This window comes from Planotetraspora mira (assembly GCF_016863275.1).
Lineage (GTDB): Bacteria > Actinomycetota > Actinomycetes > Streptosporangiales > Streptosporangiaceae > Planotetraspora > Planotetraspora mira.
On record NZ_BOOO01000036.1, the window covers coordinates 12,209 to 24,232 of the forward strand.

Below are 12,024 nucleotides of genomic sequence, written 5' to 3' on the forward strand. Positions count from 1 at the left end.
GCGAACTCGTCGTCCACCGCACGCATGGCGTGAGCGGCCACGGCCGGCGGGATGAGGGAGGAGGGCAGGGGATCCATGAACTCCACGGCACGGGACAGGGTGCCTTCGAGTCGGTCGTCGTCGGAGTTCATGGATTCCCTCGTTCTGCCGGAAGAGTGCGCTGGAGCCCCTACGAGGTGGGGGTGTAGTCGAAGGGACGCCAGGTGTCGGGGATCAGCGCGAGGGCGTCCCTTCCGCGTACCTTCGCATGGCTGTGACGCGTGGCGAGCAGGTCCTTCGCGGCCTCCCTCGGATTGCGCTCGCCCGTCCAGAGCATGTGGTTGGCGATCATGGCGGCGACGATCGGCGTGGCGAACGACGTGCCGCTCCATCGCGCCAGCCCGGTGAAGTCCGTGCTGGTCCCGACCGGCGGCTCGGTGCTGAGGACGCCGGTGTGGTTGGGGAGTTGGCAGACGCACTCCTCGTAGGAGTCATCGCCGCCGAGGTAACGGCAGTCGTCGAAGGTCGAGTGCTGGTACACGTAGGGCACACTCTCGCCGACTCCCGTCAGGGCGCTGGTGAGGCGCTCACCAGGGGCGTAGACGCGGACCCACGGTCCGTAGTTGGTGAAGCAGGCGCCCTTGGGCTCCTCGTCGTTGCGCAGCGCCCCGACCGACACGACCGCGTCGCGGAAGTCGCGGTCGCCCGCGTACGCCGCGGGGTGGAACTTCCTGGCCAGGCCGTCGTTGCCGGCCGCGGCGACCAGCAGGGTCCTCGTCTGGCGCAGCCGGTCCATGAAGTGCTCGAGCCCCTTGAGCGCCGCCTGGTCGGCCGTCCCCGTGCCGGCGGACAGGCTGAGGATGTCGGGCCAGCCACGCTCCGCGATGACGCCGAACAGGACGTTGCCCAGGTCGTTCTCCAGGATGGCCCCCGCCTTGACACCCTGCAGCGCGTTGTGGACGTAGACGCTCGCGGTGGGCGCCACGGCCCGGATGAGAGCCAGGATGAACGTGCCGTGCCCGACGTACTGGAGGAGTGTCCCGTCGGGCGCCGTCTCGTGCGGCTTCAGCATGCCGCCGGCGTCGATGAGCGGCAACGATCCGCCGCCCCTCGGCGCTCCGCCGATGAAGAGGTCCGCCGGCTCGCCGGTCCCTGTGGCGATCCACGAGTGTTTCCTGTAGTCGCTCACGAGCCCGGTGTCGATCACCAGGATGTCGACGGTCTCCTCGGAGTCGATCCGCGGGGCGAGGCCCGGGTTCAGAGCCCCCTCGCCGGTCGCCCGCACGGTGTCGGGCTCGTCGGCGGGGCAGCAGTTCACGTTGGTGATGCTGACGACGTGGTTCATGGTGGCCAGCGTCGACCCGTGCGTGCTCCGTTCGGCCCGCAACTCGTTCAACGCGTCGGTCACGCCTCCGTCGTCGTCGGCCTCCTCCGCGGGGTCCCCGACCTGGATGCGATAGGTGTCCGACGGCTGCGTGTCCGGGTTCTCCGTGTTCTGGATCAGCCGCCGGCGGTTGCGGGGGAGCCTCTCGTTGAGCAGGGTGAGGACCTGCTCGACGTCGTCGCCCCGCGTGAGGATGTGGGTCTTCTCGTAGACGAGTCCCTCCGCCTCGTTCATGGTCACTTGAACGGGATTGGCGGCGTCGTCCGCGAACGCCCGCCGTATCACCTCGAACTGCTCTCTGAATCTGTTCGGCGCCATGGAGCCGCTCCTTGTGAAGCCGGATGTCGTGGTGTCATGAACGAGAGCCGGTGACCGGCGGTCTGATACATCCGTGTGATGCACGGAGGGTGGACGTGCCGGTCACTCAATGTCTAACATCGAGCCGTGGTCGCGGGAAGATCATCGGGGCGACCGTCCGTACCGGATCCGGTGGAACTGCTGCCCCTGGTGTTCGCGCGACCGGGGGAGGCCCTCGAACGGGCTCACGCGCTGCTGGACGCGGAGCCCGGCCCTGGGCCGTATGAGGCCTCCATCGCGCACCAGGTGATCGGCATATGGCAGCGCGACTTCGGCGAACTCGCGGTCGGACTCGGGCACCTGCGGCGAGCGCGCGACCTGGCGGCGAGGTCCGGTTCCGCCGACCGTGAGGCGGACGTGCTCGCCACCCTCGGAGCCGCGTACGTCCACGCCGGCCGCACGAGACGGGGGCTGGACACCCTGGACCAGGGGGTCGCCCGCGGGACGGGGGTCACGCTGGCCCGCGTGCTGTTCCGCCGGTCGTACGCGTCGTGGGTGCTCGGCCGTCACCGCGAGGCACTGGAGGACCTGCGGCGGGCCATCCCCATTCTGAGACGGGCGGGCGACATCATCTGGAGCGCCCGGGCGCTGACCCTGCGCGCCACCGTCAACCTGGCCATGGGCGCCGCCGAGTGGGCCCAGGCCGACTTCGCCGCCGCCGAGCGGCTGTGGGACGCCACCGACCAGGAGCACGACAAGGCCGTCGCCGTGGAGAACCGCGGGCTCGCCGCGTTCCGCGCGGGAGACCTCCCCGCCGCGCTCGGCCACTTCGACGAGGCGGCGCGGCGCTACGCCGCCCTCGGCACGCCCGCGTTCGTCCTGGCCGGCTCCCGCTGCGGCGCCCTGCTCGCGGCCGGGCTCGCCCGTGAGGCGGCGCAGGAGGCCGACGCGGCGACGGAACTGCTCGACCGGCTGGGCGGCCAGACCACGCGAAGAGCCGAACTCATGCTCGTCGCCGCACGGGCGCTCAACGACTCCGGCGATCCCGAGGCGGCGGCCGCCCGCGCCGACGCCGCGGTGCGCTCGTTCTCCGCGCAGCGGCGCGAGTGGTGGGAGGCCCACGCGCGGCTCGTGCGTGTCCAGGCCCGCCTCGCAGCCGGGCAGGCGTCGGAGACTCTCCTGCGGGAGGCGGTCGCGGTCGCCGAGGGGCTCACCGGACTCGGGTCGCCGGAATCCGTCCAGGCGTTCCTGCTGGCCGGCCGTACGGCCACGGCCCTCGGCCGGCGGGCCGACGCGGACAGACATCTGGCCGTCGCCGCGAAGGCGAGGTGGCGGGGACCCGCCGTCGCGCGGGTCGACGGCTGGGTCGCCCAGGCGCTGCTGGCCGAGGCGGCGGGGCGGAGCCGCGGGCTGCTCGACGCCTGCCGGCGGGGGCTCGAACTGCTCGACGAGCACCGCATGACGCTGGGGGCGTCCGAGTTGCGGGCCCGCGTGACCGCGCGGGGAGCCGAACTCGCGACCCTCGCGCAACGGGCGACCTCGGGCGACCCGCGGAGGTTCCTCGTCTGGAGCGAGCGCCGGCGTGCGGTCGCGCTCGCCGTCCCGCCCGCCCGGCCGCCGGACGACCCCGAGTTGCAGCGGGACCTGACGGCGTTCCGTGAGATCTCCAGCCGCGTGGAGGCCGCCAGGTCGGCGGGCAGCCCGGTGCCGTGGTTACGCAGGGAGCAGGAGCGGCTGGAGCGGGACATCCGCGCGCGCAGCCTGCGGATGCGGAGCGAGGGGACCGCGCCCGACCACCGCGTGGACGCGCGTGCCCTGCTCGCCGCCCTCGGCGACGGGTGGCTGATCGAGATCGTCGCGCTCGACGGCCGGCTGGTCGTCCTGCTCTGTGGGAGCGGCCGGGTCCGCGCGTTCCAGGCGGGCCGGGTCGCCGACGCCGCGGCGGAGGCCGAGCACGCGCGCGCGGCCCTGCGCAGGTTCGCCTACCAGGGGCCGGGCGGGCGGACCGCCCTTCTCGAGGAGGCCGGGCGGCGGCTCCAGGAGACCCTGCTCGGGCCCGCCGTACGGCATCTGGTGGGGGAGGAGCCGGTCGTCGTCGTCCCGCCCGGGCCGCTCCACGGCGTGCCGTGGGCGCTGCTGCCCGCGCTGCGGGAGCGCGTGCTGAGTGTGTCGCCGTCCGCGAGCACATGGCTGCGCGCCCGGCGGATCGAGCCGCGCGGGGACCGGGTGGTGCTCGTCCGCGGCCCCGGCCTGGCGACCGGCGGTGCGGAGGTGCCGGTTCTGGCGGACCTGTACGGCGGCGCGACCGTGCTGGAGAACGGGACGGCCACCGGCGACTCCGTGCTGAAGGAGATCGACGGCTGCCGCATCGCCCACATCGCCGCGCACGGGACCTTCCGCGCCGACAGCCCGATGTTCTCCTCGCTGCAGATGGACGACGGCCCGCTGATCGTGCACGACCTCGAACGGCTCAGGAGCGCTCCCTACCGGATCGTCCTGTCGAGCTGCGACTCGGGCACGCTCGAACCGGTGGGCGCGGACGAACTGCTCGGCCTCGCGACCGCGCTGCTTCCGCTCGGCACCGCCGGGATCGTCGCCAGCTCGGTGCCCGTGCACGACGAAGCCGTGGTCCCGCTCATGGTCGCCCTGCATCAGGCGCTGAGGAGCGGGCGCGGACTGGCCGAGGCCCTCCGCGACGCACGCGCGACGCTCCCGTCCTCCGCTCTCCACCAGGCCACCGGATGGTCCTTCTCCGCCATCGGGGCCGCCTGAGCGGCGAGCGGTCCGGTCGAACGGCCGTGGGTCACGGGGTCGCGCAGACGGACTCCACGAAGTGCCCGACCTCGTCCTCGGGCAGGTGACGGGCCAGATCCGCCTCAGTGATCAGGCCCACGAGCCGGTGGTCCTCGATGACGGGAAGCCGGCGGATCCGGCTCTCCTCCATCGTCTGGAGCACACGGCTGACATCCGCGTCAGCGGTGATCGTGACCGGCTTGCCCTGGGCGAGCTGGCCGGCGGTCATCGACATCGGGTCGCAGCCGATCGCGACGCACTTGGTCACGATGTCCCGATCGGTGATGATGCCCTGGAGCCGGTCGTCGTCACCGCAGATCGGCAGGGCGCCCACGTCCAGGTCGCGCATGAGCACAGCGGCGGCCCGGAGCGTCTGATGTTCACCGACGCATTTGACCCCAGGGTGCATGATCTCTCGCGCTGTGGTCACCGGGATCTCCTCCTTCGGTATTTGCCTCACCTTCCATCATGTGAGGGGGCCGAGCGCGGGAAACAGTGTCGAAAGTCCCGATCCGGGTGTTCGGCCGACGCCCCATGCGGTCCGGTGCCGCTCCCCGCAGGGCACGGTCCGGTGCCGTTCCCCACAGGGGCGGAGTCCGCCTCCGTCGCGGAATCCCGGAGTCACCCGCCGTCCTCGCCGTGCTCGGTGGGGTGGCCGGGCACGGCGAGGACGGCGCCGACGGGCTCGGGATCGGCTGAGGGGGGATCGGCGTCAGCGGTGCGGTTGGAGCGGGGGTCGGCGCAGTGGCCGGGCTTGGTACGGCCCAGGGCCAGCACCTCCGGAGCGGCGTGGTCGACCTGGAGGGTGGTGTGCCCGATTCCCCATTCGTCGTGGACCAGCCGTTCCGCGGCCTGCCGTACGGTGTGACAGTCCGCGCCCGGCGCCACCAGGATGTGCGCGGACATCGCGGGATAGCCCGAGGTGACCTCCCAGATGTGCAGGTCGTGGACTTCGGCGACGTGCTCCAGAGCGGCGGTCTTGCGGCCGATCTCGGTGGGGTTCAGGCCCGCGGGCGCCGCCTCCATGAAGATCCGGCCCGAGTCCCGGACCAGAGCCCAGCCCGCCTTCAGCATCAGCGCCGCGACGATGAGGGCGGCGACGGCGTCGGCCCTGCCCCAGCCGGTGAGCCAGACGACCGCCCCGGCGACGGTGGTGGCGATGAACGCGTACAGGTCGTTGAGGATGTGCTGGAAGGCGCCCTCGACGTTGAGGCTGGTCCGGTCGGCCCTGTTGAGGAGCCAGGTCGCCGCGAGGTTGACGATGATCCCGGCGAGCCCCGTCGCCACCACGTAGGCGCCCTCGACCTCGGGCGGCACGATCAGCCGCCGGATGCCCTCGGCCACGAAGTACGCCCCCAGCAGGAGCAGCGTGATCCCGTTGATCTGCGCTGAGATGATCTCGGCTCGCTTGAGCCCGTAGGTGAAACCACCCTGAGGCGGCCTGGCCGATATCCGCATCGCGATCAGGGCGAAGACGATCGCGATGGCGTCGGTGAGCATGTGGCCCGCGTCGGAGACCAGCGCGAGTGACCGGGCGATGAGGCCGATCACCACCTCCACGGCCATGAAGGCGACGATGAGCGCGAGCGCACCACCGAGCAGACGCCTGTCGGCGTCGGCGGCCACCGCGTGCCCGTGGCCGTGTCCGTGCCCATGTCCGTGCTTGTGCTGGGCATCAGTCGGCACGACATGTGAACGGATATTCATATGTGCGAGTGTAGGCCGGTCGGAGCCGCTGTCAAGGCACGCCGTAGCGGGCCGGTCGCGTTCCGTATCTCACTCGAGAGCCCTCCGGGAGGGCCAAGAACGATTGATTGATTGCTCAGATGTGTAAACGATAAGTAACTGGAGAACTACTTTCAGTAAGCATCGCAGGCCGGCCCGGCAACACTGGGCCGACCCGCCGGGCTCCCGCTGGGGGAGGCGATGCCATCGAAGGGAGACAGCGTGGCAATCGCCAAGAGGACGGCCTCCGTGCGGATCCTCCATGCCGCGGCGGCCCACAGTGCCCGCGGAGACATGTCGAAAGGCTCGGTGAGGTAGGTCATGGGCGAAGGACATGGGCACGGCCACTCCGCTGTGGATGTGGCCGAGAACGGTTCGGCCGTGCGGGCGGGCTCCGACCCGCACGGGGTGACGGGCCTGCTGAGCCCGGCCGCCGTGCGCAACCAGGTGTTCACGGTCGTCCGCCTGCGGGAGGGGTACGACCTGGCCGAGGTGGACCGCTTCCTCGGGCAGGTCGAGACCACCCTGAGCCGCGTCCTGCGGGACAACGAGGAGCTCAGGGTCCGGCAGGACCAGGCGGAACAGAACATCCAGCGGGCGGTGCTCTCGCCCGGTGACAGCGCGGTGCGCATCGTCGAGATCGCCCAGGAGGCCGCCGACCGGACCTTGGCCATGGCCCAGGAGGAGGCGCACGCGATCCTGGCCAGGGCGCAGGAGCAGGCCGAGATGGTGGAGAGCGACGCGCTGGGACGGGCGGCGCTGCTGCAACGCGAGGCCAGAGAGTCCCATCGGGACGTCCTCGAGCGCCGGGTGGAAGGACTGCACGCCTTCGTGGCCGACCTCGGTGCGCGCCTGCGGGAGATCGTGGACGGCGAGATCGGCCGGCTCCACGGACTGCTCGACGAACTTCCCGATTTCGGCGGTGTCCAGCCGATCCTCGCCCAGCACGCCGCCTCGGATGATGCCGACGGCGACCGTGACGGCGACACGGCACCCCTGGTGAGCGGCCTGGCGGCGGGGGAGCAGTCCCATCCGGGCGCGAACGGGCGCGCACTCGGATGAACGCCGCGACGTCGCGGGACAGCGTGCGCGACACCTCGCACCGCAGCGAGCACCGCAGCGAGTGGGACAACGAGCAGAACGGTGACCGGACCGACCGGCGGACCGAGCAGATCGAGCAGACCGAGCAGATCGACAGGAGATCTCAGCGATGCCGCTAACGGATTGGGTGGGCACCGTCGGGCCGGTGCTGGAGGCGATTCCGGGCAGGCGGGAGGCGTGGGCGGCGGTGGTCCTGGTCTGCGCCGCGACCCTGGCCGGTGCGTGGATGGCCCGGCGCAACACCCGGCGGTTGAGCCTGTGGCTGGCGATCGCCTCGGCGATGATGCTGGTCACGGCGCTGGTCGACCTGCTGCCTGACGCGTGGTCGGAGGCCGTGGAGGCCGGAGTCCCCCTTTGGACGCTCCTTCTCTCCGGCTCGTTCGGCTTTCTCGTCATCACCTATTTCACGCGACGCGGGTGTGCCTGTCCGTCCGACGCGGCTCCGGGCGCGATGCACGCGCCCGGGCGTCATCGCCGGGTGAAGCAGGCGGTCGACGCGGCGTTGTTCGGCGGCATGGGAACCGCCGCCGCGCTCACGCTCCACCGTGCGATCGAGGGCGCGACCCTCGGGCTCACCGCGTCGGCCGTCGTGATCGTGGCGCTGACGATCCACTCGGCGAGTGAGGGGCTCGCGCTGGCCGCTCTCCTGGACCTGGCCAGGCAGCGCGTCGCCCCCTGGCTGGTGGTCGCGTGCGTGAGCCCGGCCGTCGGGGTGCTGATGGCCACCGTCGCCCCGATGCCCGGCTGGCTTGTGCCGATCCTGCTGAGCATGGTCATGGGCGTGCTGCTCCGCACCGCGGTGGTGGGCATGAAGCTCGCCGCGAGCAACCAGCGGGACGGCCGGCTCTCCCGGCGCCAGGTCACGATCGCGGCCATGGCCGCCACGACCGTGGGGGTCATCATCGTCACGGCGCACACCCTCCACGGCGAGGGTGAGCCCGAGCAGGCGGCCCCGCTCTTCCGGCACTCTCTCGCGGGGTTCCCCGACGCGGCCGTGGCCCACGCCCACGGGGCGCCGCCGGCTCTGGCGGGTGGCTCGAGCACCTCACCGACGGCGCCGCTCGCCCGGGTTCCCGGGGCGACGGCGACGACCGACGCCGGCCCGCTCAACCGGGCGGAGCTCCGTGAGGCCGTGACGTCGGGAAAACTGAGCCTCGGCGACGTGCTCAAACGGCACGATGAGACCACCGGGCGTGTGGTCGTCGGCCGGATCGTCCGTCTTCTGCCCGGGTACCTGCCGGAAAGGGTCGACTCCCTGATCCAGTCGAGCGGCGTCGATGAGAAGCGGCACATCGCCGACCTGTCCGAGGACGAGCGCCGCAAGTTGCTGGCGGTCTTCGACGGCCATCCCGAATGAGCTAGCATCGTTATCATGGATGCGAAAACGCGGATACTTCAGGCCGCCGCGACTTTGCTCTCCGAGTCGCCGGAGGCGGACATCTCGACCCGGGCGGTCTGTGAGGCCGCGGGGGTCGGTGCGCCGGCGCTCTACCGGCAGTTCGGCGACAAGGAGGGGTTGCTGACCGCGGTCGTCGACTACGGCTTCGAGCAGTATCTGGCGGGCAAGCGGGCGGCCCAGCCGTCGGCCGACCCCGTGCAGGACCTGCGGGACGGATGGGACAACCATGTGGCGTTCGCGGTCGACAACCCCAACTACTACCGGCTGATGTACTCGCCCGGTCTCTCGGCCCCGCCGGGCGCGGCGGCCGAGGCGCACGGGCTGCTGGTGGCGGTGCTCGAGCGATGCGCGGCGGCGGGCAGGCTCCGGATCTCGCCGCAGCTCGCGGCTCAGATGGTCATGTCCGCCAACGCGGGAGTCGCCCTGTCCCTGGTCTCCCGCCCCGCCATCTACACCGACCAGGGCTTCTCTCGTCTGGTGCGTGACGCCGTCATCGCGTCCATCACCGTCGACGAGGCTCCCGCGGACGGCGGGACGGCGCCGGGAACGGCGGCCGGAGCGCCGGGCGTCCCGGTGACGGCGACCACACTCAGCGCGCAGTTGCGTGACGCGCCTCCGGCGGTCCTGACCTCGGCCGAGACCGCCCTGCTCCAGCAGTGGCTCACAAGTCTCGCCGGGGCGCCGTCCGGGGCCTGAGGCCAGGCCGTCCGGGGCGGATGCCTGGCCTCTTCGAGTGCGACGGGATCTTCCGCCGAGGGCCGTCCGGCCCGGCCGCTCAGGGGCGCAGCGCGGCCAGCTGCTCCGCGAACGGGACGACCGTCTCGACCGGTCTGGTCGCCGGAGGCCGCCGCAGCAGCAGGTCGGCCAACTCCCCGGCCGCACGGTCGATCCTGACGGCGAGGCCGTCCGTGTGGGCGTCCCCGCCGCCGCCCCAGTCCTCCGACGCCGCGTACACGGCCGTCGGCAAGACGAGCGCCCGCAGGTAGACGAACATCGGGCGCAGGGCGTGCTCGAGAGCCAGCGAATGCCGGGCCGTGCCTCCTGTCGCCGCGATGAGAACAGGCTTCCCGGCGAGCGCGTCACTGTCGATCACGTCGAAGAACGACTTGAACAGCCCGCTGTAGGAGGCGGTGAAAATTGGGGTGACCGCGATCAGTCCGTCCGCCTCCGTCACGGCCTCGATCACTTCGCGCAGCACGGGGCCGGGGAATCCGGTCACCATGTTCTTCGCGACGTCGGTGGCGACGTCGCGCAGTTCGACCACGCGTACCTCGACCTCTCGCTCCTCGGCGAGCCGCCGTCGGGTCGCCTCCGCCAGCCGGTCGGCGAGCAGACGCGTCGACGACGGCTGGCTGAGGCCGGCGGAGACGGCCACTATCTTCAGGGGCTTCACGTTCTTCTCCACACTCGTTCGTTCAGAAGTCAGGATCCGGAGGCCGCGGGCTCGGCCTGCTCGGCGTCGCGCCGGGCGATGAGGGACCGGTGGGTCGGGCTGTCGGGCACCTCGCTCGGCCGTCCCACCGCGAACTCCTTGCGGAGCACGGGCACGACCTCCTCGCCGAGGATGTCGAGCTGCTCCAGCACGGTCTTGAGGGGCAGCCCCGCGTGGTCCATCAGGAAGAGCTGACGCTGGTAGTCGCCGAAGGACTCCCGGAAGGTCAGCGTCCTGTCGATGACCTCCTGCGGGCTTCCCACCGTGAGCGGGGTCTCCCTGGTGAAGTCCTCGAGCGACGGCCCGTGGCCGTACACGGGGGCGTTGTCGAAGTAGGGGCGGAACTCGCGGACGGCGTCCTGGGAGTTCTTACGCATGAACACCTGACCGCCGAGGCCGACGATGGCCTGCTCGGGGGTGCCGTGCCCGTAGTGGGCGTAGCGCTCCCGATAGAGGCGGATCATCTGCCGCGTGTGCTCCATCGGCCAGAAGATGTTGTTGTGGAAGAAGCCGTCGCCGTAGTAGGCGGCCTGCTCGGCGATCTCCGGGCTGCGGATCGAGCCGTGCCAGACGAACGGCGGAACGCCGTCCAGCGGGCGGGGCGTCGAGGTGAAGCCCTGCAGCGGGGTGCGGAACCGTCCCTCCCAGTCGACCACGTCCTCGCGCCACAACTGGTGGAGCAGGGCGTAGTTCTCGATCGCGAGCGGGATGCCCTGGCGGATGTCCTGTCCGAACCAGGGGTAGACCGGGCCGGTGTTGCCACGGCCCATCATCAGGTCGACCCGGCCGTCGGCCAGGTGCTGCAACATCGCGAAGTCTTCAGCGATCTTCACCGGGTCGCTCGTGGTGATCAGCGTCGTCGCCGTCGAGAGGATCAGGCGTTCGGTCCTCGCCGCGACGTACCCCAGCAGGGTGGTCGGTGAGGACGGGACGAAGGGCGGGTTGTGGTGCTCGCCGGTCGCGAAGACGTCCAGCCCCACCTCCTCCGCCTTGAGGGCGATGGCCACCATCGCCTTGATTCGCTCGTGCTCGCTCGGCGTCCTACCCGTGGTCGGGTCGGTGGTGACGTCGCCGACGGAGAAGATTCCGAACTGCATCGTGCTCACCAGTCTCCTTGTCGTTGAAATTTCAACCACCTTTAACGCAGACGAGGGGATCTTATTCCCGTTCGGAGAACGCTTGAAGCGTGACGGGAGGCCTCGACGGCCCCGCTGATCCTCATCGATGATGAAGCATCCGGCGGAGAGGGGAGGCGCACCGCCCGATGCGGGACAAGGTCATGGGCGACCTGGTCAGAGGACAGGTCTGCCTGCTTGTTGGTTTGCTGCTCTGTATCGTGCTGATGCCCGAGGGCCTGGGGGCCAACAACGGGATGAGCTACTACGGCGTTCATTGGGAGACGGTCCTGCCCTACGCGGTGGGCATCCTGAGTGCGGCGTTGTTCACCCGAAGGGCGTTACGCCACGCGGCGTCCACGTCGCCGTCGCCAGGTCATCTGCGGATCGCGGCCGACGCGTTCGCGCTCCTGCTCGGCGGGATCATCCTGACGCCGTACACACTGAGCGGCGCGGTCGACTGGACCCACCGGCTGCTGGGTGCGGCTCTGTTCATGCTCCAGTTGCTGCTCGCCTTACGGCTCGTCGCCTGGGCGCACGGCGCAGGCGCCGCGCTCCTGCTCGTCCAGCTCGCCGGCGGCATCATCGCGGCCGTCTATCTGCTGCAGGACGACGGGTTCCTCCTCCAGGGGGAGGCGACGTTCCAGTTCGGCTTCGGCGCGCTGCTGATCAGAACCATTCCGCTCTTGTCGGTCTTACCGATGTCGCCCGCGCCGTCGATGGACAACCCGCTCGGCGGGCCCGCGGTGGCGTGTTGCGGCGACGGAGACGGCGGCACCCCCGCCTGAACCCCACCTCC

The 12,024-nt window shown here is 71.1% G+C and carries 11 protein-coding genes; 6 read left to right on the forward strand and 5 right to left on the reverse strand.

What is annotated here, in order from left to right; all coding sequences use genetic code 11:
- Window positions 1-169: 169 nt before the first annotated feature.
- Complete coding sequence (locus Pmi06nite_RS30130) at window positions 170-1,681, reverse strand: S8/S53 family peptidase (protein WP_203956547.1); 1,512 nt, start codon at window positions 1,679-1,681, stop codon at window positions 170-172.
- A 126-nt stretch (window positions 1,682-1,807) separates the two neighbouring features.
- Between Pmi06nite_RS30130 and Pmi06nite_RS30135 the strand changes: the two genes are divergently transcribed.
- On the forward strand, window positions 1,808-4,432 hold the full coding sequence (locus Pmi06nite_RS30135; RefSeq protein WP_203956548.1) for a CHAT domain-containing protein: 2,625 nt from the start codon (window positions 1,808-1,810) through the stop codon (window positions 4,430-4,432).
- Window positions 4,433-4,463: 31 nt separating this feature from the next.
- Here the strand turns inward: Pmi06nite_RS30135 and Pmi06nite_RS30140 are convergent, their stop codons facing one another.
- Window positions 4,464-4,883 carry a CBS domain-containing protein gene (locus Pmi06nite_RS30140; protein WP_203956549.1) on the reverse strand — a complete coding sequence of 140 codons (420 nt, stop codon included), beginning with the start codon at window positions 4,881-4,883 and terminating at the stop codon, window positions 4,464-4,466.
- A gap of 191 nt (window positions 4,884-5,074) precedes the next feature.
- Window positions 5,075-6,160 (reverse strand): cation diffusion facilitator family transporter, encoded by a 1,086-nt coding sequence (locus Pmi06nite_RS30145; protein WP_203956550.1) that lies wholly within the window; start codon window positions 6,158-6,160, stop codon window positions 5,075-5,077.
- A gap of 339 nt (window positions 6,161-6,499) precedes the next feature.
- Here Pmi06nite_RS30145 and Pmi06nite_RS30150 point away from each other — a divergent pair, with 339 nt between their 5' ends.
- The 4 genes from Pmi06nite_RS30150 to Pmi06nite_RS30165 are packed head-to-tail and all read left to right on the forward strand — an operon-like array spanning window position 6,500 to window position 9,374.
- Window positions 6,500-7,240 (forward strand): DivIVA domain-containing protein, encoded by a 741-nt coding sequence (locus tag Pmi06nite_RS30150; protein WP_203956551.1) that lies wholly within the window; start codon window positions 6,500-6,502, stop codon window positions 7,238-7,240.
- Window positions 7,237-7,398, forward strand: a complete 162-nt coding sequence (locus tag Pmi06nite_RS30155) for a hypothetical protein (RefSeq protein WP_203956552.1) — start codon at window positions 7,237-7,239, stop codon at window positions 7,396-7,398. Before Pmi06nite_RS30150 ends, Pmi06nite_RS30155 begins: the two co-directional genes overlap by 4 nt.
- A complete protein-coding gene (locus Pmi06nite_RS30160; protein ID WP_203956553.1) occupies window positions 7,389-8,636 on the forward strand; it encodes a ZIP family metal transporter in 1,248 nt (415 codons plus the stop codon). The genes Pmi06nite_RS30155 and Pmi06nite_RS30160 overlap by 10 nt, the downstream gene beginning before the upstream one ends.
- A gap of 15 nt (window positions 8,637-8,651) precedes the next feature.
- On the forward strand, window positions 8,652-9,374 hold the full coding sequence (locus tag Pmi06nite_RS30165) for a TetR/AcrR family transcriptional regulator (RefSeq protein WP_203956554.1): 723 nt from the start codon (window positions 8,652-8,654) through the stop codon (window positions 9,372-9,374).
- Between the two features lie 79 nt (window positions 9,375-9,453).
- Here Pmi06nite_RS30165 and Pmi06nite_RS30170 read toward each other — a convergent pair whose 3' ends face one another.
- Complete coding sequence (locus tag Pmi06nite_RS30170; RefSeq protein WP_203956555.1) at window positions 9,454-10,071, reverse strand: FMN reductase; 618 nt, start codon at window positions 10,069-10,071, stop codon at window positions 9,454-9,456.
- A 29-nt stretch (window positions 10,072-10,100) separates the two neighbouring features.
- Entirely contained in the window at window positions 10,101-11,207 is a 1,107-nt protein-coding gene (locus Pmi06nite_RS30175; RefSeq protein ID WP_203956719.1) for an LLM class flavin-dependent oxidoreductase, read from the reverse strand.
- Window positions 11,208-11,374: 167 nt separating this feature from the next.
- Here Pmi06nite_RS30175 and Pmi06nite_RS30180 point away from each other — a divergent pair, with 167 nt between their 5' ends.
- Complete coding sequence (locus tag Pmi06nite_RS30180; RefSeq protein WP_203956556.1) at window positions 11,375-12,013, forward strand: hypothetical protein; 639 nt, start codon at window positions 11,375-11,377, stop codon at window positions 12,011-12,013.
- Window positions 12,014-12,024 lie beyond the last annotated feature (11 nt).

Bases quoted from the DNA above. Each gene is read 5' to 3' on its own strand.
- Pmi06nite_RS30130 (WP_203956547.1), bottom strand. From the start codon at position 1,681: ATGGCGCCGAACAGATTCAGAGAGCAGTTCGAGGTGATACGGCGGGCG.
- Pmi06nite_RS30145 (WP_203956550.1), bottom strand. From the start codon at position 6,160: ATGAATATCCGTTCACATGTCGTGCCGACTGATGCCCAGCACAAGCAC.
- Pmi06nite_RS30150 (WP_203956551.1), top strand. From the start codon at position 6,500: ATGGGCGAAGGACATGGGCACGGCCACTCCGCTGTGGATGTGGCCGAG.
- Pmi06nite_RS30155 (WP_203956552.1), top strand. From the start codon at position 7,237: ATGAACGCCGCGACGTCGCGGGACAGCGTGCGCGACACCTCGCACCGC.
- Pmi06nite_RS30160 (WP_203956553.1), top strand. From the start codon at position 7,389: ATGCCGCTAACGGATTGGGTGGGCACCGTCGGGCCGGTGCTGGAGGCG.
- Pmi06nite_RS30165 (WP_203956554.1), top strand. From the start codon at position 8,652: ATGGATGCGAAAACGCGGATACTTCAGGCCGCCGCGACTTTGCTCTCC.
- Pmi06nite_RS30175 (WP_203956719.1), bottom strand. From the start codon at position 11,207: ATGCAGTTCGGAATCTTCTCCGTCGGCGACGTCACCACCGACCCGACC.
- Pmi06nite_RS30180 (WP_203956556.1), top strand. From the start codon at position 11,375: ATGCGGGACAAGGTCATGGGCGACCTGGTCAGAGGACAGGTCTGCCTG.